The sequence below is a fragment of the Azospirillum sp. UENF 312511 genome (genome assembly GCF_058780635.1).
This window is the reverse complement of record NZ_JBSNCG010000001.1, coordinates 1,433,151-1,456,719: the sequence shown is the minus strand read 5'-3', so window position 1 is coordinate 1,456,719 and position 23,569 is coordinate 1,433,151. Positions and strand designations below refer to the sequence as shown.

General features: G+C 67.7%; 24 protein-coding genes and 1 pseudogene. 12 read left to right on the top strand and 13 right to left on the bottom strand.

What is annotated here, in order from left to right; genetic code table 11:
* Window positions 1–3 precede the first annotated feature (3 nt).
* Genes ACWPN7_RS06815 through ACWPN7_RS06805 form a run of 3 tightly spaced genes read right to left on the bottom strand, consistent with a single transcriptional unit; the run spans window position 4 to window position 2,140 of the window.
* Window positions 4–1,173 (bottom strand): nickel-dependent hydrogenase large subunit, encoded by a 1,170-nt coding sequence (locus ACWPN7_RS06815; protein ID WP_459197187.1) that lies wholly within the window; start codon window positions 1,171–1,173, stop codon window positions 4–6.
* Window positions 1,170–1,871 carry a [NiFe]-hydrogenase assembly chaperone HybE gene (gene hybE / locus ACWPN7_RS06810; RefSeq protein ID WP_149649780.1) on the bottom strand — a complete coding sequence of 234 codons (702 nt, stop codon included), beginning with the start codon at window positions 1,869–1,871 and terminating at the stop codon, window positions 1,170–1,172. The genes ACWPN7_RS06815 and hybE overlap by 4 nt, the downstream gene beginning before the upstream one ends.
* On the bottom strand, window positions 1,868–2,140 hold the full coding sequence (locus tag ACWPN7_RS06805; protein WP_040134840.1) for a HypC/HybG/HupF family hydrogenase formation chaperone: 273 nt from the start codon (window positions 2,138–2,140) through the stop codon (window positions 1,868–1,870). The genes hybE and ACWPN7_RS06805 overlap by 4 nt, the downstream gene beginning before the upstream one ends.
* Before the next feature lie 265 nt (window positions 2,141–2,405).
* Here ACWPN7_RS06805 and ACWPN7_RS06800 point away from each other — a divergent pair, with 265 nt between their 5' ends.
* Window positions 2,406–3,008, top strand: a complete 603-nt coding sequence (locus ACWPN7_RS06800) for a HupE/UreJ family protein (RefSeq protein WP_459197188.1) — start codon at window positions 2,406–2,408, stop codon at window positions 3,006–3,008.
* 100 nt (window positions 3,009–3,108) lie between these two features.
* Here the strand turns inward: ACWPN7_RS06800 and ACWPN7_RS06795 are convergent, their stop codons facing one another.
* The gene (locus ACWPN7_RS06795) at window positions 3,109–3,588 is read right to left on the bottom strand and encodes a hypothetical protein (protein WP_492273217.1); all 480 of its coding nucleotides are present in this window, start codon (window positions 3,586–3,588) and stop codon (window positions 3,109–3,111) included.
* On the opposite strand from ACWPN7_RS06795, the gene ACWPN7_RS06790 reads away from it, so the two are divergent.
* A complete protein-coding gene (locus tag ACWPN7_RS06790; protein ID WP_492273245.1) occupies window positions 3,509–4,210 on the top strand; it encodes an MBL fold metallo-hydrolase in 702 nt (233 codons plus the stop codon). The genes ACWPN7_RS06795 and ACWPN7_RS06790 overlap by 80 nt on opposite strands.
* 179 nt (window positions 4,211–4,389) lie before the next feature.
* Window positions 4,390–5,394, top strand: coding sequence for an MBL fold metallo-hydrolase (locus ACWPN7_RS06785; protein ID WP_451993293.1), 1,005 nt, complete (start codon window positions 4,390–4,392; stop codon window positions 5,392–5,394).
* Between the two features lie 22 nt (window positions 5,395–5,416).
* Here the strand turns inward: ACWPN7_RS06785 and ACWPN7_RS06780 are convergent, their stop codons facing one another.
* From ACWPN7_RS06780 to ACWPN7_RS06755, 6 genes are all read right to left on the bottom strand, one after another.
* Complete coding sequence (locus ACWPN7_RS06780; RefSeq protein WP_137105400.1) at window positions 5,417–5,896, bottom strand: HyaD/HybD family hydrogenase maturation endopeptidase; 480 nt, start codon at window positions 5,894–5,896, stop codon at window positions 5,417–5,419.
* A 169-nt stretch (window positions 5,897–6,065) separates the two neighbouring features.
* Window positions 6,066–7,769, bottom strand: a complete 1,704-nt coding sequence (locus ACWPN7_RS06775) for a nickel-dependent hydrogenase large subunit (RefSeq protein WP_349620605.1) — start codon at window positions 7,767–7,769, stop codon at window positions 6,066–6,068.
* A gap of 18 nt (window positions 7,770–7,787) precedes the next feature.
* Window positions 7,788–8,942 (bottom strand): Ni/Fe-hydrogenase cytochrome b subunit, encoded by a 1,155-nt coding sequence (hybB, locus tag ACWPN7_RS06770; protein ID WP_201044506.1) that lies wholly within the window; start codon window positions 8,940–8,942, stop codon window positions 7,788–7,790.
* Window positions 8,943–8,954: 12 nt separating this feature from the next.
* On the bottom strand, window positions 8,955–10,013 hold the full coding sequence (gene hybA, locus ACWPN7_RS06765) for a hydrogenase 2 operon protein HybA (protein ID WP_247894673.1): 1,059 nt from the start codon (window positions 10,011–10,013) through the stop codon (window positions 8,955–8,957).
* A 36-nt stretch (window positions 10,014–10,049) separates the two neighbouring features.
* Window positions 10,050–11,213, bottom strand: a complete 1,164-nt coding sequence (locus tag ACWPN7_RS06760) for a hydrogenase small subunit (RefSeq protein WP_198129071.1) — start codon at window positions 11,211–11,213, stop codon at window positions 10,050–10,052.
* 317 nt (window positions 11,214–11,530) lie between these two features.
* Window positions 11,531–13,222 carry a methyl-accepting chemotaxis protein gene (locus tag ACWPN7_RS06755; protein WP_459197189.1) on the bottom strand — a complete coding sequence of 564 codons (1,692 nt, stop codon included), beginning with the start codon at window positions 13,220–13,222 and terminating at the stop codon, window positions 11,531–11,533.
* A 235-nt stretch (window positions 13,223–13,457) separates the two neighbouring features.
* Here ACWPN7_RS06755 and ACWPN7_RS06750 point away from each other — a divergent pair, with 235 nt between their 5' ends.
* From ACWPN7_RS06750 to ACWPN7_RS06735, 4 genes are all read left to right on the top strand, one after another.
* Window positions 13,458–13,715 (top strand): hypothetical protein, encoded by a 258-nt coding sequence (locus ACWPN7_RS06750; RefSeq protein WP_103039621.1) that lies wholly within the window; start codon window positions 13,458–13,460, stop codon window positions 13,713–13,715.
* Between the two features lie 93 nt (window positions 13,716–13,808).
* Window positions 13,809–15,518, top strand: a complete 1,710-nt coding sequence (ade, locus tag ACWPN7_RS06745) for an adenine deaminase (RefSeq protein WP_459197190.1) — start codon at window positions 13,809–13,811, stop codon at window positions 15,516–15,518.
* Between the two features lie 164 nt (window positions 15,519–15,682).
* Entirely contained in the window at window positions 15,683–16,390 is a 708-nt protein-coding gene (locus ACWPN7_RS06740) for a hypothetical protein (RefSeq protein ID WP_456511368.1), read from the top strand.
* 60 nt (window positions 16,391–16,450) lie between these two features.
* The gene (locus tag ACWPN7_RS06735) at window positions 16,451–17,266 is read left to right on the top strand and encodes an FkbM family methyltransferase (protein ID WP_451993303.1); all 816 of its coding nucleotides are present in this window, start codon (window positions 16,451–16,453) and stop codon (window positions 17,264–17,266) included.
* A gap of 12 nt (window positions 17,267–17,278) precedes the next feature.
* On the opposite strand, the gene ACWPN7_RS06730 is transcribed toward ACWPN7_RS06735, so the two are convergent.
* Window positions 17,279–18,124 (bottom strand): EamA family transporter, encoded by an 846-nt coding sequence (locus ACWPN7_RS06730; RefSeq protein WP_459197191.1) that lies wholly within the window; start codon window positions 18,122–18,124, stop codon window positions 17,279–17,281.
* 138 nt (window positions 18,125–18,262) lie between these two features.
* Between ACWPN7_RS06730 and yddG the strand changes: the two genes are divergently transcribed.
* The 4 genes and pseudogenes from yddG to ACWPN7_RS06710 all read left to right on the top strand — a co-directional run bounded on the left by yddG (window position 18,263) and on the right by ACWPN7_RS06710 (window position 21,527).
* Window positions 18,263–19,216, top strand: a complete 954-nt coding sequence (yddG, locus tag ACWPN7_RS06725) for an aromatic amino acid exporter YddG (RefSeq protein ID WP_144243605.1) — start codon at window positions 18,263–18,265, stop codon at window positions 19,214–19,216.
* A 114-nt stretch (window positions 19,217–19,330) separates the two neighbouring features.
* Window positions 19,331–20,071: pseudogene (locus ACWPN7_RS06720) on the top strand (SbmA/BacA-like family transporter); the annotation flags it as partial.
* Window positions 20,072–20,162: 91 nt separating this feature from the next.
* Window positions 20,163–20,858 (top strand): ATP-binding cassette domain-containing protein, encoded by a 696-nt coding sequence (locus ACWPN7_RS06715; protein WP_459197192.1) that lies wholly within the window; start codon window positions 20,163–20,165, stop codon window positions 20,856–20,858.
* A gap of 81 nt (window positions 20,859–20,939) precedes the next feature.
* Complete coding sequence (locus tag ACWPN7_RS06710) at window positions 20,940–21,527, top strand: histidine phosphatase family protein (protein WP_459197193.1); 588 nt, start codon at window positions 20,940–20,942, stop codon at window positions 21,525–21,527.
* Window positions 21,528–21,636: 109 nt separating this feature from the next.
* Here the strand turns inward: ACWPN7_RS06710 and ACWPN7_RS06705 are convergent, their stop codons facing one another.
* Window positions 21,637–21,906: a ribbon-helix-helix domain-containing protein gene (locus tag ACWPN7_RS06705; RefSeq protein ID WP_051658332.1), complete on the bottom strand. Its 270-nt coding sequence runs from the start codon at window positions 21,904–21,906 to the stop codon at window positions 21,637–21,639.
* An 87-nt stretch (window positions 21,907–21,993) separates the two neighbouring features.
* On the opposite strand from ACWPN7_RS06705, the gene ACWPN7_RS06700 reads away from it, so the two are divergent.
* Window positions 21,994–22,314 (top strand): hypothetical protein, encoded by a 321-nt coding sequence (locus tag ACWPN7_RS06700; protein ID WP_492273216.1) that lies wholly within the window; start codon window positions 21,994–21,996, stop codon window positions 22,312–22,314.
* A gap of 199 nt (window positions 22,315–22,513) precedes the next feature.
* On the opposite strand, the gene ACWPN7_RS06695 is transcribed toward ACWPN7_RS06700, so the two are convergent.
* Window positions 22,514–23,566 (bottom strand): alginate O-acetyltransferase AlgX-related protein, encoded by a 1,053-nt coding sequence (locus ACWPN7_RS06695; RefSeq protein ID WP_349620611.1) that lies wholly within the window; start codon window positions 23,564–23,566, stop codon window positions 22,514–22,516.
* Between the last annotated feature and the right edge of the window lie 3 nt (window positions 23,567–23,569).

Here is a 23,569-nt window from a genome sequence, read left to right as displayed (position 1 = left end):
GGGTCAGTCCTCGTCCTGAATCGTGATCGCCGGGGCCACGCAGGGGTCGAGCGCCCCCACCAGCAAGGCCGCGCGTCCGGCCAGCGCGCCGTCGGCCACGGCACCGGTCAAGCCCCGGGCCAGCGGCCCGTCCGCGGCGAAGTTCCATTCGGTCGGCGCGACGATGCGGCAATCGGCGATGCGGCCATCCTGAAGCCGCAGCCAGTGGGCGAGGCGCCCGCGGGCGGTCTCGACGGCGCCGCTTCCCGCGCCGCAGCGCGCGTTGCCGGTGTCCGGAGCCGGGTCGGCGTCCTCCAGGCGATCGGCCCAGCGCGTCAGACGCTCCGCCAACCCCGCCAGCTCCACAAGCCGCGCGGCGGCATGGGCGGCGAGACCGGAGCCGTGCCGCGACAGCAGCGCGGCGACCAGCGGGTGCGTGCTCTGGCGGGCCAGCGGTCCGGTGTGGGCCGGGGCGCCGTCCTGCCGGGGACGCTCGGAAAACGCCGCGTCGGCGGACAGCCGTTCGCCGAACCAGCGGGCCGGATGTGGCTCCAGCGCCGGCACGCCGCAGGCTCCGAAACCGGCCATGCCCGGCGCCAGGACGCGCTGCATCAGCCGCGCCGCGCCGGTTTCGCCTGCCTCGGCCCAGCGCTCCAGGTCCGCCGCGTCGGTAGGAACCGGGGCGGCGAAGACAGCGCGCTCCACACCCTCGCGCAGGGCGGCAACGGCGGCGGTCAGGGCGGCGCGGTCGGGCCGCAGGAGACCGCCGCCGGGACGCACCCCGTCGCGGGCCGGGTAGAGCGCGGGATGGATCGCCGCCGCCGCGGCACGCAGGCCCGCCAGTTCCCTGGGTTGTGGCGCCTCGCCCAGCCGGGTCGGCCAGTCCATCAGAACCTGCCACGCGTGGTTCGTCGCGGTTTCCGCCTCGGCCAGCAGGACGCGGGCGGTGGCGTGCGTGCGGGCGTCGAGACCGAGCGCATCCTCCAAAGCCTCAAGCGCGGCCAGCGACTGGGCGGTGCCGCACAGGCTGAACAGCAGCGGCACGAGGCGCATCGCCTCGTCGGGCGTGCGTCCGCACAGGGCGCGGGCGGCGGCGGGGCGGCGGACCTGCACCGACACGGCGCGCACCCGTCCGGCGGCCGTTTCCAGCCGCACCGACACGCTGCCTTCCAGCCCGGCGCCCGTCCCGCTCATCGCCGCCCACCTCCGAACAGGGAGCGGCGGGACAGGGCGGGCTTCGTGGCGTCCGCGTCGCTTGCCGGCGGCGGCTCGGGCCGTGGCGCCGGCTGCGGGTTCCGCATCAGATGATCGAGCGCCAGAACGGCGCCGCCGCGAGCGTCCTGCTGGTCGGCGAACACGTTCATGGCCGAGGCGAGCGGGATCACCGCCAGCGTCCCCAGAACGCCCACCCGTGCCGCGGTGAAGCGGTAGGCGCCGGAGGGCAGGCCAACCTCCAGCTTGTCGCCGTCGCGCCGGTCCTCCCACAGGGCGGGATCGCGCGGGATCAGCACGGCGTTGAGGAACCAGGGGGCGATGACGCAGCCGATCCAGCCCGGCCCATGGGGGCGGAAGCCCAGCGCCTCCACCGACAGCGCGGCGTTGCAGATGGGAACGCCGGCCATGTCGCGCTCCGCGATCAGGCGGTAGCTGGCGGTCAGGGCGGCGACCCGCAAATCCATGGGATCGGCGCCCGGCGGGGCCGCGACGGTGAAGCCATGCTGCGGGCCGCCGCAACCTGGGCAGCGCCAATAGTCCGGCAGGCCGCCGAAGGGCGTTCCCGGCGGCACGTCCCGTCCCGGATCGCCCGCCGCGGGGGCGTAGACCGTGCCGCAGGACCCGCAGGCGGGACGCGCGTCGGCGGCGAAGCCCGCCTCGGGACCGACGGAGGTCATGCGGTGGCCTTTTCGATCAGGTCGGCGAACAGGTGGTCCACGTTCTCCCCCTTCGCCGCCAGCAGGATGGCGTCGAGCGCGCGGTTCAGCGGCTCCACCTCCTCAGCCTCCAGCGGGCGGACGGCGCGGTCGAGATGGACCAGGACCCAGCCGCCTTCCGGCACGTCCTCGATCAGCATGACGTTGACGCGCCGTTCCTCGCCCCGGCCGGTGCAGCGCGCGGTGAAGCCGTCGGTCTCCAGGACCTGCATCGGAATGCCGAGACACATGCGTGCGCCCTCACGCGGGGAAGCCGGTCGTCGTGACACGGTCGGCGTGACTTGCAGCCAGCGTGAAACGATCAGTACAACTGCGTCATCTTGACCGGGGGGTGAAACCGCACATTGATATGCGTCAAACATGCGGTCCGGCGTAGTTTCATAGCGCTCCGCCATTTCCAATCGGAACGGTTCTGCTACAGTGGCGACCGCTTCGCGCGCGATGGGGTAGGGGTCGGTCGTGCGCCGCTCAACGATACAGCAGGGGTTTTCACGGATGAAACGTTTCGCTCTCGCGTCGGCCACCGCGGCGGCACTTCTGGCCGCTCTGCCCAACGCGGCGCTCGCCCACACCTTCGGCGCCCACGACGCCGGGCTCGTCCATGGTTTCCTGCATCCGGTCGGCGGCTGGGATCACCTGCTGGCGATGGTCGCCGTCGGCCTGTGGGCCGCGCAGCGCGGCGGCAAGGCGCTGTGGGCGCTGCCGGCAGCCTTCGTCGGCGCGATGATCGGCGGCGGCCTGCTGGGTCTGGCCGGCATCGGCCTGCCGCAGGTCGAGCTTGGCATTGTCCTGTCCGTGGTCGCCCTGGGCGCCCTGATCGCCCTGCAATCCCGCCTGCCGCTGCTGGCCTCCGCCGGCGTGGTCGCCCTGTTCGCCGTGTTCCACGGCCACGCCCACGGCGCCGAGATGCCGGAGGCGGCGCAGCCGCTGCTCTACGGCCTGGGCTTCGCCCTGTCCACCGCGCTGCTGCACAGTGCGGGGATCGGCGCCGCCTTGTCGCTGCGCCGTCTGGTCGAGGGTCGCAAGGGGGCCCTGGCGCTGCGCGGCACGGGTGCCGTGGTCGGTCTGGCCGGCGTGGCGCTGCTCGCGCTGGGCTGATCGCCTGGCGGACGATAGGGGCGGGCGGCAAGACGCCCGATCCAAGGGAAGGCCCGGCGAAACGGTTCGCCGGGCTTTTTTGTGGGTTTTCACGAAAACTTTACAAAAATGCGTTTGTTTTTCTGATGTCCTCCCCAGGCTGCGGCCCGTATATTTGGTTGCCATTACCAGCCATCGCCCAATCAGGAGTTGTGTGTTGCCGATGATGCCGCCGACCTTCACCAGCCTGCGCAAAGCCTTGCTTGCCCTGGCCGCTGCCGCTCCCGCCGTCCTGGCCCCCGCGGCGCCGGCGCTGGCGGAGGTGCCGGGCCAGCAGCGGACCCAGGCGCCGGGCTTCTACCGCATGGCCATCGGCGATTTCGAGATCACCGCGCTGTTCGACGGCTTCATCGACCGCGACCGCAAGTATTTCGTCGGCGCCAAATCCGAGGACATCATCGGCCTGCTCGACCGCATGTTCCTGGCGGAGCGGCCCGAAATCCAGACGGCGGTGAACGCCTATCTGGTGCACACCGGCACGAATCTGGTCCTGGTGGACGCTGGGGCGGCCAAGTCGCTGGGGCCGACTTCTCGGCTTCATCGCCGACAACATCCGCGCCGCCGGCTACAGCCCGGAGCAGATCGATACCGTCCTGATGACTCATCTGCATCCGGACCACGCCAACGGCCTGCTGCGCCCGGACGGCTCCATCCTGTTCCCCAACGCCGAGGTCCGGGTCGCCAAGGCCGAGTTCGATTTCTGGCTGGGCGGGGAGGCGGTGGCCAAGGCCCCGGCGCCGCTCAAGCCCTTCTTCGCCATGGCCCGCGCCGCGGTGGCGCCCTACGCGGCGGCGGGCAAGCTGAAGCCCTACCAGCCCGGCGACAGCCTCCTGCCCGGCGTGGAGTCGGTGGCGGCCTATGGCCACACGCCGGGACACAGCGGCTACCTGTTCCGCTCGAAGGAGCAGAGCATCCTGCTGTGGGGCGACACCGTGCACAGCCACGCCCTTCAGTTCGCCCGTCCGGAGGTCGTCATCGAGTTCGACGTCGACAAGGACGAGACCATCGCCTCGCGCCGACGATTGCTGGCCGAGGCGGCGGCGCAGAAGCTGTGGGTGGGTGGCGCCCATCTGCCCTTCCCTGGCATCGGCCATGTCCGCACCGAAGGGGACGGCTATGCCTGGGTTCCCGTGGAGTTCGGCCCGATCCGCAGCGACCGCTGAGCGGCCCGATTCGGCGCCATGGCTCGGCGGGACACCCCGCCGAGCCGCTTGCGCGTGTGTGCCAATCGCGAAATTTCAGAATTATTCCAATCGATTGGCGCGTTCCTCCCGGGACGCTTCCCCGGCGCGTTCAGGACGGCCATGCTGGGTGCCGACCGTCCTGAAGGGGAACCACGCCGATGACACCGCCGACTTTCGCCTCCCTGCGCAACGCCCTGCTCGCCTTGGCCATCGCTTTTCCTGCCGGTGCCGTCCTGGCCCCCGCGGCGCCGGCGTTGGCGGAGGTTCCGGGACAGCAGCGGACCCAGGCGCCGGGCTTCTACCGCATGGCCATCGGAGACTTCGAGGTCACCGCGCTCTATGACGGCTTTATCGACCTCGACCGCAAGATCCTCAGCGGCGCCAGCGCCGACGACATCCAGGGCCTGCTCGCCCGCATGTTCCTGGCCGACACGCCGAGTGTCCAGACGGCGGTGAACGCCTATCTGGTGCACACCGGCACGAACCTCGTCCTGGTGGACACCGGGACGGCCAAGGCCTTCGGTCCGGCGCTGGGCTTCATCGCCGACAACATCCGCGCCGCCGGCTACAACCCGGAACAGGTCGACACGGTGCTGCTGACCCACCTGCACCCGGACCACGCCAATGGCCTGCTGCGTCCGGACGGCGCCATGCTGTTTCCCAACGCCACGGTCCATGTCGCCAAGGCCGACGCCGATTTCTGGCTGAGCGAGGAGGTGGCGGCCAAGGCCCCGGCGGACAGCCAGCCTTTCTTCTCCATGGCCCGCGCGGCGGTGGCGCCCTACGCGGCGGCCGGCAAGCTGAAGCCCTACCAGCCCGGCGACAGCCTCGTGCCGGGCGTTGAGTCGGTGGCGGCCTATGGCCACACGCCGGGGCACAGCGGTTACCTGTTCACGTCGGGGGAGCGCAGCATCCTGATGTGGGGCGACGTCGTGCACAGCCACTCCGTGCAGTTCGCCCGCCCGGAGGTCGTCATCGAGTTCGACACCGACAAGGAGCAGGCCGTCGCGTCCCGCAAGAAGCTCTTCGCCGACGCCGCGGCGCAGAAGCTGTGGGTGGCCGGCGCCCATCTGCCCTTCCCTGGCATCGGCCATGTCCGCACCGAAGGCAAGGGCTACGCCTGGGTCCCGGTGGAGTTCGGGCCGATCCGCGCCGACCGTTGAGGGTGGATCGTGACCGCCACGCTCAGTTTCGGGGTGTGGCGGTCACGCCGAGGCGGGCCAGTTCTTCCACGATCATCGTCACCATGCGCGGGATCACCGCCTCGATCTCCGGCGACATCATCAGGCCGGTGCCCAGCGCCATAGGCACGCAGCCAACCACCGTCACGCTCTCCGGCGCCTCGTCCTGAAGGCGCAGCGAGGCCAGCAGGTCGCTGAGGCCGAGCTGGTGAGGCGACAGCTTGCCCTTGAAATAGGCCGGAACCTCGTCGCCGCGCAGCACGGTCAGGCTGGCCGGCGGCGCGCCCGTCTTCACCGCGTCCACGGCGATCAGGTGCTTGTGACTGGCGATCAGGTCCAGCATGTCCATGCCGCAGGTGCCGCCGTCCACCACGCTGACGTGATCGGGCACGCTCCAGGCGGCGTCGAACGCCTCCATGGCGCGCACGCCCACCCCTTCGTCCATCAGGAGGATGTTGCCGAGGCCGAGGACGAGGATGGACATGGACACGCGCTCCGTTCGACGATTTTGAAACAGAAGGGATTTTGAAACAGCAGGATGAAACGGGTCCGGCGCCGGGCGCCGTGAACTGGATCAATCGACCGGCGTGGGGGACGCGAAAAGCCCCTCCTCCGTGGGGAAGAGGGGCTTTCGGCCGGTCAGAAGGCTTGGGTCAGACGACCTTCACCTGATAGTGCGACTTCGTTTCCGTGTCGGTCAGGTGCACGGCGCAGGCCAGGCACGGGTCGAAGCTGTGCAGGGTGCGGATGATCTCCAGCGGCTGGTCGGCGACCGCTACCGGGTTGTCGATCAGGGCCGCCTCGTAGGCCGAGATGTTCCCGTCCTCGTCGCGCGGGCCGGCGTTCCAGGTGGTCGGCACGACCGCCTGGTAGTTCTTGATCTTGCCGTTTTCGATCACGACCCAGTGCGAGAGCATGCCGCGCGGCGCCTCGTGGAAGCCGAATCCGCGGATCTCGCCCTTCGGGAACACCGGCTTGTTGAAGGTCTTGGTGTCGCCCTTCGCGATGTTCTCCATCAGCAGCGTCCACTGATTCTGCAACTCCTCGTGCAGGACCACGCAGCGCACCGCGCGGGCGGCGTGGCGGCCGATGGTGGAGTGCAGCGCGTCGACGCCCACCTTGCTGCCGAGATGGCCTGACACCGCGTCGAGCACCGCGTTGACCCAGAACTGCGTGCGCTGGTGGCCCGAGGCGTACATGCCCAGCACGTTGGCCAGCGGGCCGACCTGGGCGCGCTTGTCGTAGAAGGTCGGCGACTTGATCCAGCTGTACTTGCCGTCGTCCTGCCAGTCGGTGAAGTTCGGGATCGTCTCGCCGTCATAGGGGTGCAGGGGACCCTTGCCGCCCTGGTACCAGGAATGCTTTACGCTCTCCTTCACGCCCTTCTCGAAGTAGGGGTCGTGGAAGTCCTTGATCGGGGTGAACTTGGTGAGGTCGCCGCCATCGATGTAGCCGGCGGGCAGGGCGAAGGTGGTGCCCTTGGTGTCCAGCGGCATGTCCGGGATGGACAGGTAGTTCACCACGCCGCGGCCATACTGCGTCCAGTCGGCGTAGAAGGCCCCGATGGCCGCCACGTCGGGGATGTAGACCTGGGTGATGAAGTCGCCAACCTCGTCGATCAGCTGCTTGATGTACATCAGCTTTTCGAGGGTCAGGGTGGACTGGCTGTCCATGTTGATCGGGTTGGTGACGCCGCCGACCGCCATGTTCTGGATGTGCGGGGTCTTGGAGCCGAGGATCGCCACCACCTTGTTCATGCGCCGCTGGTAGTCGAGCGCCTGGAGGTAGTGGGACGCCGCCATCAGGTTGGCTTCCGGCGTCAGCTTCATCGCCGGATGGCCCCAGTAGCCCGAGCCGAAGATGCCGAGCTGGCCGGAATTGATGAAGGCCTGCAGCTTCTTCTGCGCGGTGGCGAATTCCTGCGTGCTGTTCTTCGACCAGCCGGAGATCGACTGGGCGAGCTTGGCGGTCGCCGCCGGGTCGGCCTTCAGCGCCGAGACGATGTCCACGAAGTCGAGCGCGGACAGGTGATAGAAATGGACGATGTGATCGTGGACGTTGTGGGCGCCCTGGATCATGTTGCGGATGTACTGGGCGTTGAGCGGCACCTCCAGCTTCAGCGCGTTCTCCACCGCGCGGACGGAGGTGATGGCGTGCACCGTGGTGCAGACGCCGCAGATGCGCTGGGCGAAGACCCAGGCGTCGCGCGGGTCCTTGCCCTGGAGGATCAGCTCGATGCCGCGCCACATCTGGCCCGACGCCCAGGCGTTGGTGACCTTGCCGCCGTCCACTTCACAATCGACCCGCAGGTGACCCTCGATGCGGGTGACCGGATCTACAACAACTCGCTGAGCCATAATGAAACTCTCCTAAACTCAGCCGTGCTCGGGATGGACGGCGTGCATGACGGGCAGCTTCTTCACGAAGAGGAGATACAGCGCGATCTCCAGCGCGAAGACGCCGACGGTGACCATGATTTCCTTGACCGAGGGGAAGTAGTGCCAAGGACCGACCGCCGGCGTGAAGCCGATGAGATAGACGTTCAGGCGATAGAGGATGCCCGCCGCCAGCAGGAGCGAGGCCGACAGGAACAGTGCCCGCGACCGGTTGCGGTTGGCCTTGGGGATCAGCAGCGCGAGGCCGGAGATCATCAGGACCATTTCCACCACGAACCAGCCGGACTGCGGTCCGCCGAAGATCTGGCCGATCTGACCACGCACGATCAGGTCGACGAAGCGCAGCACGACGAACAGCGAGGCGACGACCAGCATCAGACCCGCCAGCTTCGACAGCACCGGCGTTTCCATCGGACGGCGGAAGTTCAGCGAGGCCATGACCGATTCCCAGACCACGATGGCGAAGCCCATCAGGATGGCGGTCAGCAGGAAGAAGACCGGCAGCATCTGCGACTGCCACAGCGGCGACAGCTTGTGCCCGACGATGACCATCATGGTGCCGAGCGACGACTGGTGCATCGTCGGCAGCAGCACGCCCAGCGCGATGAAAACCCACAGCACCCGGTTCAGCTTGGCGCGCAGCCCCTCGATGCCGAAGCGCTCCAGAAAGGCCGGGGCGAACTCCACCACCAGCACCAGCGTGTAGGTCGCCACGCACAGGCCGACCTCCAGCATCACGGAGTTGGGCTGCGCGTACCACGGCAGCATCATGTGGTAGAAGTTCCAGTAGCGGCCGAGGTCGACCAGCACCGCCAGACCGGCGAGGCCGTAGCCGAACAGGCTGGCCAGCACCGCCGGACGGACCAGCGGGTGATACTCGCCGCGGTTCAGGATGTAGCAGAGCAGCGCGATGACATAGCCGGCGCAGCCGAAGGCCGAGCCGATCACCACGTCGATGGCCACCCAGATGCCCCAGGGATAGCCGTCGTTCAGGTTGGACGCGGCGGCCAGCCCCTGCGTGTAGCGCTGGAACAGGATGACGCCGGCGACGGCGACCAGCGCGGCGCAGATCAGGAAGGGAAGGGTGAGGACCCGGCCGCCGAGTGGCTGATGTTCATGAGCGTGCGAAGACATGGCGTGGCCCCCTCACTCGTCGGTGTGGTTCTTGGTGTTGCGGTGCGCCAGATAGGCGAGACCGGCGAACACCGTGGCGGGGGCGATCATGCCCGCGTAGAGCGTGTGCTGGATGCCTTCCGACAGGGTCGGATAGCCGTTCTCCGGCACGTTGGTGGGCAGGTTCAGCTTGTCGAACGGCACGGCGGACACCGCGAGGCACTGGGTGCCGCCCAGCTCCTTCTCGCCGTAGATGTGCGTCTGGTAGGCCGCCTCGACGAGCTTCTCATGGCCGTCGCGCGGGCCGCCGACCTTGCCGGCGATGTCGCCGCGCGGGAAGTGCGCGTATTCGCCCACCTTCAGCGCGGTGCGGCGCTTGGCCTCCGCCTTGAGGTCCTCCGTGCGGCCGAACAGGGTCGCCCCGGTGGGGCAGACGTCGGCGCAGCCCGGAAGCTCGTTCTTGGCGAGCTGCTGCTTGCAGAGCTGGCACTTTTTGATCTCGCCGAAGGCGTCGTTGTAGTCGTACTTCGGCACGCCGAACGGGCAGGACAGCACGCAGTAGCGGCAGCCGATGCAGGCGCTCGGGTCGTGGTTGACGATGCCGGTCTTGGCGTCCTTGGTCATCGCCGACACCGGGCAGACCGACACGCAGGACGGATCGGCGCAGTGCAGGCACTGCCGCTTGATGAAGGCGAAGCCGTTCTCCGCCGCGTCCTTGGTGGCGCCGGTGCCGTGGCTGTAGGCCTTGATGACGTTCAGCGTCCTGGCCGACAGCTCCACCGGGCTGTCGTAGATCGGCTTGTCGCCGCCCCCCGCGTTCCAGCCCTGCTGGGCCGGGCCGACGTCGGGCGGCATGTGGTTGACCTCCTTGCAGGCGGTCACGCAGGCCTTGCAGCCGATGCACAGCGTGCTGTCGTAGAGCAGGCCGACCGCGTCGGGAGGCAGCGGCTTGGGCGGGCGGACCAGCGCGTTGGCCTCCGGCGGGGCGGCGACCACGGTGGTGCAGGCCGCGGCGGCGGCGGCCGCGCTGCCCTTGACCGCGTTCCGCAGGAAGCCGCGCCGTGAGACCGATGTCTTGCTTTTCAACATCATGTTTTTCGACATCATGCTTTTCGACATGGCGTCACCTCACTCGGCGGCGGTGGAGGAGGATTCGGTCTTCGCGTCCTGCTTGCCGAGCCGGCTGGTGATGACGGCGCCGGCGCCGACCGCCGCGCCGGCGATGCCGGCGACCACCGCCGCGGCCCCGGCCGACATGCCCTCGCCCTTGTCCACGGCGACCGCCGGGTAGCTGTTGGGCGGCGCCACCGACTTCAGCGAGGCCAGCTCATGGATGCTCTTGGTGAAGCCGACGCCCTTCTCGGTGCAGCCGAAGCAGGGATGGCCGGTGCCCACCGGCCATGTGCCCTGGCCGACGTCGTTGAAGCCGACGGACGGACAGTTCGCGTAGGTCTCCGGCCCCTTGCAGCCCAGCTTGTAGAGACAGTAGCCCTGGCGGTGACCGTAGTCGCCGAACTCCATCGCGAAGCGCCCGGCGTCGAAATGCGGGCGGCGCTCGCAGTTCTCATGGATCAGGCGGCCGTAGGCGAACTTCGGGCGCATCTTGTCGTCCAGCTCCGGCAGCTTGCCGAAGGCGACGAAATGCAGGACCAGCGACAGGAAATTGTACGGGTTCGGCGGGCAGCCGGGGACGGAGACGACCGGCTTGTCCTTGATGATCTCGTTCAGGCCGACGGCGCCCGTCGGGTTGACGCCGGTCGACGGCCAGCCGCCCCAGGAGGAGCAGGAGCCCATGGAGATGACCGCGGCCGCACCCTTGGCGCATTCCAGCACGGCGTCCTTGTAGGTCTTGCCGGCGACCTTGCAGTAGACGCCCCCGTCCTTCGTCGGGATGGAGCCGTCGGTGACCATCAGGTACTTGCCCCAATTGTCCTTCATCGCCTGCTGCTTCCAGTTCTCGGCCTGGTGGCCGGAGCCGGTCATCAGCGTCTCGTTGTAATCGAGCGAGATGGTGTCGAGGATCAGCGTCTCGAGCGACGGGTGGTGGGTGCGCAGCAGCGATTCGGTGCAGCCGGTGCAGGCCTGTCCCGACAGCCAGATCACCGTCGGGCGCGGCGCGGCCACGGCGGCGTTGGCGATCTTCACGCCGAAGGCGGGGGACAGGCCCAGCGTGGCGGCCACGCCCGTGCAGTAGGTCAGGAATTCCCGGCGGGACAGGCCGGCCAGCGCACCCTCATACTCGTCGAGATCGCCGATGTGCTCGGCGTCGAGATCCACATGTCCGTCGGGCATGATTTCCCCCAAAGACCCTTTCGCATTGATCCGCTGGCCGCCCGGTTGCCGGACGCCGGATGCGCAGCACGCCACGGCGCGTCCTGGGGAACCCGAGGCGGGAAACCCACGGCGCGGCGTAATCCCTATCGATTGTAGGGGTATTTGGGCGCGAAACGCTCGCCGGCATTGCACCAGTTTCGATGCGGGCGCGGCATTGATCTACATCAAATGGGGTATCTGGCGGGTAAGCTTCGAACGTACGGGGCGCATCAGTGGAAAGGATGCGTCGGGAAAAGCCTCCTCCCCGGCATAAAGTCCGGGGAGGAGGGGGAGGATCAGACCGCCTTCATCTGGCGGGTGAAGTCGTCCACGTCGCTCTGCAGAGTGCGCGCGTGGACCGACAGGCCCTTGGCAGCGCTCAGCAGGCCTCCGGCGGCCTCGCCGGTATGGTCGGCCGACTGCGACACGCCGGAGATGGTCGAGGAGACCTCCTGCGTGCCGATCGCGGCCTCCTGCACGTTGCGGGCGATTTCCTGGGTGGCGGAGCCCTGCTGTTCCACCGCGGCGGCAACGTTGGTGCTGATGTCGCTGATCCGCTCGATGGTGCCGACGATGCCGCTGATCGCGCCGACCGCCTGCTGGGTCTCGTTCTGGATGGCGACGATCTGGGCCGAGATCTCCTCGGTGGCGCGGGCGGTTTGGTTGGCGAGGCTCTTCACCTCCTGGGCCACCACGGCGAAGCCCTTGCCCGCCTCGCCGGCGCGGGCGGCCTCGATGGTGGCGTTGAGCGCCAGCAGGTTGGTTTGGCTGGCGATCTCGGTGATGAGGTTGACCACCGCGCCGATCTTCTCCGCCGCCTGGGCGAGGCCCTGGATGGTGCTGTTGGTGCGCTGGGCCTCCCGCTCCGCCTCGCTGGCGATGCGGGCGGCCTCGCCGAGGCGCTGGCTGATCGAGCCGATGGAGGTGGACAGCTCCTCGGTCGCCGCCGCCACGGTCTGGACGTTGCCGGTGGCCTGCTCCGCCGCCGCGGCGACGGTCGAGCTGCGGCGCGAGGCGTCGGCGGCGGAATGGGTCAGCGATTCGGCGCTGCTGCGGATGCTGTCGGCCTCCCCGTTCAGGGTGCGGCACAGCCCCTCGATCTTCTGGGTGAAGCCGTGGGTCAGGGCCTCCAGCCGTTCCTGGCGCTGGCGGCGCATGTCGATCTCTCGGCGTTCCTGCTCGGCCAGATCGTTGGCGCGGCGCAGCCCGTCGCGGAAGACCAGCACGGCCTCCGCCATGTCGCCGACCTCGTCGCCCTGGCCGGTGCCGGGCACCTCGGCCCCGGTGTTGCCGGCGGCGATGGTCTTCATCGCGGCGGTCATGCGGGCGATGGGGCGCGCGATCATGTCGCGGGCGACCAGCACGGCCAGCAGGATGCCGAACAGCACGCCGCCGACGCCGATGGCGAGCATCAGGGTCGTCCAATGCCGGCGTGCCGACTCCAACTCGTCATGCAGGCGGTCGATCATGCCGTCCTGGTCGGCGCTGAGCGTCTGGATCGCGGCGTTGAGGGCTTGGCGGTTGCCGCGGTTGGCGTCGTTGTCGCCGTAGGTGCGGGCTTCCGCCGTCCCCTTCTCGCGGGCGATGCGCACCAGCTCCGTGCGGAAGCGGATGAACTCCTCCGCCTTCGTCGCCACCGGGGCCAGCGTGGCCTGCCCCTCCGCCGGGGTGAGGCGCTTCAGGGTGCCGAGCCGCTCGCCGAGGGTGTTCAGGCTGTCCAGCAGGGGCTTGCCGAACTTGTCCACCTCGGCCCGGTCGCGGGCCATGTAGACGCCGCGCGAGTCCATGACGACGGCCAGGACGAGGCCGTTGAGCTGCTCACCCAGCACTTGGCGGTCCGACGCCCGTTCGATGGCCGTGGACTTGCCGGCCAGATCCTGCATGGCGGCCAGCCCCATCAGGCCGGTCACCGCGGCCACCGCCGCCTGCAGCCCCACGAGAAGATAGACCTTCGGTCCGATCTTTAGATTCTTAAGCGCTTTCAACATGCTGGACGTCCCCATTGCGGCGGTCTTGGGCCGCCTCTGCGTCTGACGATAATGAGGCACCCATTGGTTTCCGAAGTGTTAAATCGTTCCATGACACGTTGCCGCGCCGCCTTTTGGCCAGAACTGGGCGAAACGCATATTGTTTTTGGGGCGAACCAATTTTTTCAGGAATAGACAAAGTCACGGCGTGTTTGTTTTCATGAGGGTGCAACGCGTCGGAGCGGGCGGGTGGATCATGAAACCCATCGCAGCCATCATCGGAACGCTCACGCAATCGTTCATTGCCGTTCTTCTTCTGGCGCTGACGGCTTGCGGAGACAATGGTTCGCCCGAGGCGGGCAACTACGACGTCGGCTATGGCGGAAGCGGGCCGGTCTACACGTTGGGCGGCGGCCTGCCGGCTTACCGGCTGGAGCCGCGCACCTACTGGAACTACCCGGACTACCGTGGCACCGCACCGGTGATCGAACTGGCGGGTCGTCCGGGCGACTGACCGCGCAGTCGACGTTATGGAATATCCGATTGAAGGGCGCCGTCCGGCCATTTACCTAAAGAAGACTTGGAACGGGCAGGACGAGGCGGAGCGATGGCGGTCACCCGGGACGAACTGAAGACGCGCATCGGCCAGGCCCTGGGCGAGACGAAGGCCGATCTGGTCATCAAGAACACCCGTTTCCTCAACGTCGTCACCGGCGAGACCGCCGCGGGCGACATCGCCCTGTGCGGCGACCGGATCGTCGGCACCTACGAGTCCTACGACGGGGTGGAGGAGATCGACGGGTCCGGTTTGACCGTCGTGCCGGGCTTCATCGACACCCACGTCCATTGCGAATCCACCTGCGTTACGCCGATGGAGTTCGACCGCTGCGTCCTGCCGCGCGGCACCACCACGGCCATCTGCGACCCGCACGAGATCTGCAACGTGCTGGGGGAGAAGGGGCTGCGCTACTTCCTGGACTGCGCCGAGGGAACGGCGATGGATCTGCGGGTGCAGCTCTCCTCCTGCGTGCCGGCGACAGAGTTGGAGACCTCCGGCGCGCGGCTGGAGGCGGCGGACCTGCTGCGCCACAAAGACCACCCGAAGGTGCTGGGGCTGGCCGAGTTCATGAACTTCCCCGGCGTCTTCCACAAGGTGGACGGGGTTCTCGACAAACTGGCCGCCTTCGACGGGCGCCACATCGACGGCCACGCCCCGCTGCTCAGCGGGCGGGAGCTGAACGCCTATCTCTCCTGCGGCATCCGCAACTGCCATGAGACGACCAGCGCGCCCGAGGCGATGGAGAAGCTGCGCAAGGGCATGCAGGTGCTGATCCGCGATGGGTCGGTGTCGAAGGACGTGCACGCGCTGGCCCCGGTGATCCAGCCGGAAACCTCGCCCTTCCTGGGCTTCTGCACCGACGACCGCAACCCCCTCGACATCGCCGAGGAGGGGCATATGGATCACCTGATCCGCAGCGCGATCCGGCTCGGCGCCCCGCTGGCCCATGTCTACCGTGCCGCCACATGGTCGGCGGCGCGCGGCTTCGGCCTGTTCGACCGCGGCCTGATCGCGCCGGGGCAGCGCGCCGACCTCGTCCTGCTGGACGATCTGGAGGACTGCGTGGTCAACCGGGTGATCCGCAACGGGCGGGTGGTGACCCCGCAGACCTTCGCCGGGCGCCCGGCGGTCAGCCCGGTGGGCCTGCGCTCGGTCAAGCTCCATCCGGTGACGGCGGAGGATTTCGCGGTGCCGGCCCGCGGCTCGGTCCAGTCGGTGATCGGCGTTCTGCCCGGCAAGATCATCACCGCCCATCTGCGGCTGGAGGTGCCGGCCAAGGATGGAAAGCTGGTAGCCGATCCCGACCGCGACATTTTGAAGATCTGCGTCTTCGCCCGCCACGGCACCAACCAGAATGTCGGGCGCGGCTTCGCCAGCGGCTTCCACCTCCGCGAGGGCGCGCTGGCCTCTTCGGTCGGGCACGACAGCCACAACATCTGCGTGGTCGGCGCGTCGGACGACGATATGGCCATCGCCGTCAACCGCCTGATCGAGCTTCAGGGCGGCTTCGTCGCCGTGCGCAACGGTCAGGTGGTCGGCGAACTGGCCCTGCCGCTGGCCGGGCTGATGAGCCTGGAGCCCTTCGAGACGGTGGAGCGCCATCTGCGCAGCCTGCGCGCCTCGGTGAAGGAGATGGGGTGCCCACTGGCCGAGCCCTTCCTGCAACTGGCCTTCCTGCCGCTGCCGGTGATCCCCCATCTGAAGATCACCGACCGCGGGCTGGTGGACGTCGACAAATTCGCGCTGGTGGAAGCGTGACCCCGGCAATTCCTGCCGGACGGGGTGCGGATCTTGCCGGCCCCTTCGGCGGGAGCCCCGGCTCAACCCTTTGAAAATCATGGAAAGCCTTTTGGCCCGCCGCCTGCAAGGGGCTGCCCGACAAACGCGAAGAATGCCGGTCGGAGGGGCGTGCCATGGTTGGAATGAGCGACATCAGCGGCTTGGCGCAGAGCATCCAGACGTCCATCGACGCGGCGATGAAGCGCGTCCAGGAGCAGGCCAAGCAGGCGACCGACGCCAAGCCCAGCGGCAACGTCCAGGAGTACGAACAGACCGTCCGCAAGTCGGCCCTGAACGCCGCGCCCTTCGCCACCAACGTCGGCACGCTGATCAAGGACACCAGCCGCCTCAACGTGCTGAGCACGCTGGCCGCCAACGATCCGGCAGACTTCTACAAATTCAATCTGGCGACGCCCGGCGAGGTCGCCCTCGGCCGCGTCGGCGACACCGGCGTGCGCGTCCAGCTGATGGACAAGCAGGGCAAGATCGTTGCCGACAGCAACAGCGAGGCCGGCTCCACCTACGACGCCTACAAGAAGTTCGAGGCGGGCACCCTGTCGCTCGACCGTGGCGACTACACGCTGCGCGTCTCCCGCGACAAGGGCGTGGCGGCCAAGGAGGAAAAGAACTACGGCCTCCAGCTCCGCATGGGCGACTACAGCAAGGACTACGACACCATCGCCAAGCAGCCGGCCAAGGGCGACAACCCGCTCCAGCAGACGCCGCAGCTTCAGCGTCTGACCTCCCTGCTGACCGGTGGCACGACGACCAGTTCCGGGGCGCTGGGCATCCTCACCGGGGGAAGCAGCGGCTACAGCGGGCGCGGGTCCCTGCTGAACGGGCTTTTCTGAGGCGCGGCGGAGCGGCGGCGGCTACACTGCCGGTCCGCCGCTGCCGGAGACCACGCCGCCATGACCCCTGAAGAGCTGTTCCGCGCCCTCGCCGACTACGTCGCGGAGCATCAGGGAAAGGCCGGCCAGCAGGATTTCTTCCGCGCGATCCACCGGCAGGCCTTGAAAGGGATGGGTCTGCTCAACGACGCCGACATCCAGACCTCGGGCGAGGCCGGAGTCCTCCGCTACATCCAGGGCGAACTGAACCGGCGCGGCGTCGTCGATGCCGAAGCCGTGATCTTCGACGTCGGCGCCAACGTCGGTGTCTACACGGCGGCGGCGCTCGACCGCTTTCCCGCCGCAACCGTCTGGTCCTTCGAGCCGTCGCCGACGGCGTTCCGCGCGCTGCAGGAGACGGCCGCGCGCTACCCCGGCCGTTGCCGCCCCGTCAACCTCGGCCTGTCCGACCGGACGGGCTCGGCCACCCTGCACGGCGACCGGCCCGGTTCGACCCTGGCGTCCCTCCACGACCGCGCGATCCGGGAATTTCAGGAGGGCGGAAGCGGCGAGACCGTTCGTCTGGCGACTCTGGACGGGTTCTGCGCGGAGACCGGCATCGACCGCGTCCATTTCCTCAAGATCGACGTGGAGGGCCACGAGATCGCTGTTCTGGACGGGGCGCGCGGCCTGTTGGGCCGGCGCGCCATCGACTTCATCCAGTTCGAGTTCGGCGGTTGCAACCTCGATTCCCGGACCTTCCTGCGCGATTTCTGGAGTCGGCTGGACGGCTTCGCCGTTTGCAAGATCGTCAAGGATGGGCTGTACCGGCTGTCCGGCTATTCGGAGTTCGACGAAATCTTCGCGTACCAGAACTTCCTCGCCATCCGTCAGTAGGGCGCAGGGCCGTCAGGCAAGGCGCAGCGACGCGGCGCCGAGCACGATGACCACTCCGGAGGCCAGCCGCACCGGGCCAATCCGCTCCCTAAGGACCAGGGCGGCCAGCGCCATCGCGAACAGGATCGAGGTTTCGCGCAGCGCCGCCACCACGGCGATCGGCGCCAGGGTCATCGCCCAGAGCGCGAGCCCGTAGGAGGCGATGCTGGCCGCCCCGCCAGCCAGCGCGACCATCCAGCGCCGGCGGGCGTGGCTCAGGAAGCCCCGGGCGTCGCGCAGCAGAGCCCCGCCCACCATGGGCACGCTCAACAGCAGGAATCCCCACAGCGTGTAGCCGGCCGCCGAACCGGACAGCCGCACGCCGATGCCGTCCACCAGCGTGTAGGCGGCGATCACCAGGGCGTTGGCGAGCGCGCAGGCGGTGCCCCGCCACGATCCCGACGGACCCGAGCGCCGCCCCAGCAGGGTCAACCCGAGGATGCCGCCGCAAACCAGCACCGTCCCCGCCCAGGCGCCGGCGGACAGGCCCTCGCCCAGCAGCACGCCGCTGCACAGCGCCACGAGCAGCGGCGGCGTGCCGCGCATCAAGGGATAGGCGTGGCTCATCGCCCCCTCGCGATAGGCGGCGGCGAGCAGCTGGAAATAGGCGACGTGCAGCACCGCCGTCACGCCGAGGTAGGGCGCGCTGGCGAGCGACGGCGCCGGAACGACGGGAAGCATCAGCAGGGCGATGAAGGCGGACCCGGCGACCACCAGGACCGCGTCGGACGCGCTGCCGCCGCCGGCCTTCAGCGCGGTGTTCCAGCCGGCATGGAGGAGGGCGCCGGCCAGGACGGCGAGAAGGGCTTCGGTGGGCAAGAGGGGGGCCGTAATAGGGAGAGGAGACGATGCGGGCAGAGGGGCGGCCTGCGGCCCGCCGGACGGCAGGATACACGCACAGGTTCGGTGTCGGACAGTCCAATTGCCTGCCGTCCTTCTTTGCGCTAAGCGTTCGCCATGTCGACCGATAGCCTCCCGACCGAAAACCTTCTGCCCCGGAACCATCCGTCCGCCGCGGCGTCCGACCCGGCCGCGGTCCGCCGCGCCACCGCCATCGGCGGTCTGGCCATCCTGATGTGGTCCACGCTGGCGCTGCTGACGGCGCTGTCGGGGACCATTCCGCCGTTCCAGCTCGTGGCGATGTCCTTCGGCGTCGCCTTCATCGTCGGGACGGTGGCGGGGGCCGCGCGGGGCAAGGACGTGATCGGCGTGCTGCGCCAGCCCTGGCGGGTCTGGTTGCTCGGCGTCGCCGGGCTGTTCGGCTACCATTTCTTCTATTTCCTGGCCTTCCGCCTCGCTCCCGGTGCGGCGGTCGAGGTCAATCTGCTGAACTATCTCTGGCCGCTGCTGATCGTCCTGTTCTCCGCCCTGCTGCCGGGGGAGCGGCTGAAGCGCGGCCATGTGCTGGGCGCGCTGTGCGGGCTGGCCGGGACGGTGCTGATCGTGACCGGCGGCGCGCGCGGCCTGTCGCTCGACGCCGGGGACACGCCGGGCTATCTGTCGGCGATGGCGGCGGCGGTGCTCTGGGCGTCCTATTCGGTGCTGTCGCGCCGCTTCGGCGACGTCCCGACCGAGGCGGTCGGCGGCTTCTGCCTCGCCACGGCGGTGCTGGCCGGGCTGTCGCACCTGCTGTTCGAAACCACCGTGGCGCCGTCCGGCGGCGAGTGGCTGGCGGTGCTCGCCATGGGGATCGGGCCGGTCGGCGCGGCCTTCTTCGTGTGGGACCACGGGGTGAAGCGCGGCGACATCCGGGCGCTGGGCGTGCTGTCCTACGCCACCCCGCTGACCTCCACGCTGCTGCTGATCCTGTTCGGGCAGGCGGCGGGGGGCTGGACCGTCTGGGCGGCCTGCGCGCTGATCATGGGCGGCGCCGTGCTGGCCAGCCGCGACGTTCTGCGCGGCGACCGGTAGGGTGTCCCCGGCCGGACGGTGACAGCGAATTCATAGGCTTTTCATGCGGCGCGGTGCTATTCGGCAGGGACGGTTCCACTCCTTGCCGGACCAGCCCGCCATGCCGCCGAGGCCATGCCGAAACGCGCCGCCGCGCTGTCCCGTTTCCTGCGGGACGTCTGGACCCTGACCCGTCCCTATTGGTCGTCGGAGGAACGCTGGGTGGCGCGGGGGCTGCTGGCCGCCATCGTCGCGCTGAATCTGGGCGTGGTCTTCATCACGGTCGAGCTGACCGAGGTCAACGGCGCCATCTTCAACGCGCTTCAGGAAAAGGATCAGGGCGCCTTCGTCGATCAGCTCCTCCTGTTCGGCGGGTTGGCGCTGGTCTACATCGCGCTCGCCGTGTACCGGCTTTACCTGAACCAGATGCTGCAGATCCGCTGGCGGCGCTGGCTGACCGACCGCTGCTTGGGCGACTGGATGGAGGGGCAGACCTATTACCGGCTCCAGCTCGCCGGCACCCCGGCCGACAACCCGGACCAGCGCATCTCCGAGGATCTGCGTGGCTTCGTCCAGCTGACGCTGAGCCTGTCGCTGGGCCTCCTGACGAACCTCGTCACGCTGGTGTCCTTCCTGGCGATGCTGTGGAGCCTGTCCGGGACGTTGAGCGTCGCCCTGTTCGGCGTGGAGCTGGCGATCCCCGGCTACATGGTGTGGGTGGCGCTGGCCTATGCGGTGGTGGGGACGTGGCTGACCCACCGGATCGGGCGCCCGCTCGCCCGGCTGAGCTTCGACCAGCAGAAGTACGAGGCCGACTTCCGCTTCGCGCTCGTCCGCCTGCGCGAGAACGCGGAGAGCGTCGCCCTGCAGGGCGGCGAGGCGCAGGAGCGGCGCGGCTTCACCAGCGGCTTCGCCCGCGTGGTGGACAATTGGTGGGACGACCAGCCGCCTCGTCGGTTTCCTGCAGGTGGTGGGGGAGGTCCGGCAGGCGGCGCGGACCTCCCCACAGATCGGCCGCGCTGCCGGGCCGGACGGCGCCTTGCGGGTGGAGGGCGTGGAACTGGCCCTGCCGAAGGGCGGAGCGCCGCTTCTGCGTGTCGACCTGAGGGTTCAGCCGGGGGAGCGCGTGTTGGTCACCGGCCCGTCCGGCTCAGGCAAGAGCACGCTGTTCCGCGCGCTGGCCGGCATCTGGCCGTTCGGGCGCGGGCGCATCGGCTTGCCTGTCGGGGCGGACGCCATGCATCTGCCGCAGAAGCCCTATATGCCCATCGGCAGCCTGCGCGCCGCCGTCACCTATCCCGCGGCGCCGGAGGCGTTCGAGGGCGAAGCGGTGCGCGCCGCCCTGGACGCCGTGGGGATGAGCGCCTTCGCCGAGCGTCTGGACGAGGAGGACCACTGGGCGCAGCGCCTGTCCGGCGGCGAGCAGCAGCGCGTCGCCTTTGCCCGCGCTCTGCTGCACCGGCCCGGCTGGCTGTTCCTGGACGAGGCGACGTCCGCCTGCGATTCGGCGACGGAGGCGCGGCTGTATGGCTTGCTGGCCGAACGTCTGCCCGGCACGACGGTGGTCAGCATCGGGCACCGCGCGAGCTTGTCGGCGCATCACGACCGGACCGTCACGGTGGGGGTGGATGGGGATGGGGTGGGGCAATTGGTCGGGTGCTGAGGCCCGCGCCCCAAGGTGGGCTTGGACTTCCACCGGCGTGATCAATATCGGTGTCGTCCCGTCACCAACCGCCGTGGTCCGATGCCGAAGCTTGTCCGCCGCAGGTCTCTGGCTGTCGCAATCGCTGCCATCCTGATCGTTTTCTCCGTCTCGGCAAGTCGGGCGGCGCCCTCGGTTGCGGTTGATCCGAAAGGATTGATCGTCCTCATGAGGCACGCCGAAGCGCCCGGAGTCGGCGACCCGCCAAACTTCCGGCTCCGCGATTGCGCGACTCAGCGCAATCTGGACGCAAACGGTCGGGAACAGGCGCAGCGGGCAGGTGATCTGTTGCGGACAATGAACAGTCCGCCGGCCGCCGTCTATTCGAGCCAGTGGTGCCGCTGCCTGGAGACCGCCCGGCTTTTGGAGATCGGGCCGGTGCAGGAGCTTCCGGTGCTCAATTCCTTCTTCGACCGGCGGGAGGAGCAGGAGACTCAGATCGCGTCGCTGCGCCGGTTTCTGGCCGGGTTGCCGGCCGATGGCGCGCCGGTCGTCCTGGTCACCCACCAAGTGGTCGTGACCGCTTTGACCGGCGTCTTTCCGGCGTCCGGCGAGGCGGTGCTCCTCCGCGCCAACGGAACGGGCAATCCGGTCATCGACGGACGCATCACGGTTGAGGACCCCAAGTAGGGCATGGGGCCGTCCATGCGGCGGAAGCCTTCGGCAACCGCGAGGCCGCGGCCAGGATCCACCCCACCCAGGGGAGGATACGACCTGCCCGCCTGCGCCGCCGGCTCCGTCACTCGGCCGCTATGGCCAGCCCGTAGCGAGCCTCTTCCTGCTTTGGCGTGGCCGCCATGAAGTATTCCAGCACGTAGATCCGTACGGCGCTGGACAGGTTGCTGGCGTCGACGGCCTCCACCCGCTCGGCGAGGCGGTTGCACAGCTCACCCAATGTGACGCTTTCCCTCTGGGCGATCTCTTCCAGCCCTTCCCAGAAAGCGGCCTCCAGCCGCAGGCTGGTGCGCTTTCCGGCGACATAGACGTTCCTGAGCTTCTTCGATGACATGGCTGCCCGCCGCGCGACACGTTGCACTCTTATGTGTGAAGCGTCGCGGAATTCGAGCCGAAAAACATGTGATGAACTTCACATGAAATGCAGGGTGTCAGGCCCCAGGGTCACAAAGTCACAGCGGAGCTGCCGCCAACCTTCTTCGCCCTGGCCGATTTGGCGGGCGGCCACCGTTATTCTTCCCGGATAAGTTGCGATTGGTATGATCGGCCGATGCCGGAGCCTCACCAGCACCCCAACCATACCCGCTCGGCGGTGCGCTCGGCCGTCGAGCATGTCTTTGCCGACCAGACGGCGCGCATGGGGCTGTTCATCCGCACCATCGGCCTAGTTCGTGCGACGGTGAAGATCGGCCTCACCAACCTCGCCTACAAATTCCGACGCCTGAGTGGGCTTGAGGGGTGAACTGCGCCTGTATAGCGTCAAAATCGCCGCATACCTCCGCCTTTCAGCCGAAATCGACAGTTCAGCCCCCAAAGAATGCTGCTTTTACACCCGCGCGGCCCTCATCGGCATGAACCCGCTCTCAGAGGCGGTTTATCGAAGTGTTCGGTTGTCAAACAGGCTCTCGCCCTGCCCAGCACTCGCCGGGTAGAGTGGCTATTTAATTAAAAAGCCTATGAAGATAGCGTTCGGTCGCTTCATCAATAACAACATCAGGACGCTCTTTAAGGACCAAGCTTTGATCAAATGGACCAAGAACATACAGAACGTCTCTGAAATTTTGGGAAAAATATGGGTTAAGCATGATAAAGAAGCTGTCATGGAACACAATTGCTTTAGGCAGTGCTTGATTGTCTTGTATGAAGCGGCGGGATGGGCATTCGCTATCGAGCCAAACCCAGTTGCGAGGGTGAGGGTTGACATCTTTTATCTCGCGAATTGACCCGGGAGCCAAGACTGGCTCGCCAGTGTCGGCGCAACGCGACGGGAATGGCTTTGGAGCTTCAAGAAATGTGGTTGGCTGCGGGGCGCCAAACATAAATTGCAATTCCCTGTTTCGCAGTGCATGTCGTTCAACAAGGTCGGACCTCTTAATGGGTCGGATAGATGGAAACCAATCTATTAGACGTTGGGTCACCACCTCATAGGCAGTAAACGCGCCGAGATCGCTCCAATGGGTATCGCTGTTGTCATATACCCGCTCAACGGTTTTCCGCTGAAGGAGTGCGGGCCGCAGATCTAGGATTTCTTCCTGCATCGCATCCATCACAGCATCAAGACGCGTGCGGCCATATGCTTCTCGTATTTCCTTTGGCAGGTATTCGGGATAAATCGTGACTGTGTTCGGCGGCACAAATGGCAAATAGCGTATAGATTGCTCACTTAAATGCTGGCGGCGGTCTATAAGGTGTTGTTTCATTTTATTCAATGAATCTTGAGAAGGAGTGTTGAATCCCATAAAATCAGAAATAGTACTTCCATCACCGATTGCGTCGCTTCGATAATAAATCCACCCATCCTCTCCTAATATGGTTGTTGGTGCAAAGACGTGGAAAAAATAAGATCTCACCCACCTATATGTGGTAAGAAGCTGATCTTTTGCAAAAAAGCTGTTTGCGAAGCGCGACGCATTCTTATCGGCTGGCATCATTCTTGGCTCTGGCAAAAAGCCTCCTATGACGGCGAATGTGCCAATCAGGCCGGTCGTCATCATGGC